The sequence below is a fragment of the Streptomyces millisiae genome (genome assembly GCF_031845425.1).
GTDB classification, from domain to species: domain Bacteria; phylum Actinomycetota; class Actinomycetes; order Streptomycetales; family Streptomycetaceae; genus Streptomyces; species Streptomyces millisiae.
Window position 1 is genome coordinate 1 of the sequence record NZ_JAVREM010000356.1, and the last position, 429, is coordinate 429.

The 429-nt window shown below is 74.4% G+C and carries 1 protein-coding gene; it reads left to right on the plus strand.

The features are described 5' to 3' along the window. Positions 1–388 (plus strand): peptidoglycan-binding domain-containing protein (locus tag RNC47_RS37065; protein ID WP_311605270.1); only part of this gene is annotated, 388 nt, incomplete at its 5' end. Positions 389–429: the final 41 nt, after the last annotated feature.

The window sequence follows — 429 nt, forward strand, 5'->3', positions numbered from 1 at the left end:
GCAGACCCCTGACCCGGACCCCACCACCCCGGGACCCGACCCGACCACACCCGCCGAGCCGAGCGACCCGGGCACCGACGAGCCGCCCACCGAGGAGCCCTCGGAGCCGCCCACCCAGGAACCGACGGACGAGCCGTCGAACCCGGGCGGCGAGGACCCCGCCCCCGTACTCCAACTGGGGGACGAGGGCCCCGAGGTCGTCGAGCTGCAGAAGCGACTGCTCCAGCTCAACTGGGTCTACGCGGGCGAGGCGCACGGCGTCTACGACGAGGCGACCAGGGACGCGGTGGAGCGCTTCCAGAACGCCTACGGCATCGAGGACGACCCGCCAGGCGTCTACGGCGCCGTCACCCGCAAGACGCTCGAGGCCAACACGAACGAGCCGTAGCCTCGCCGACGAGGGCCTGGCCGGCCGGGCCTGGCGCGGGG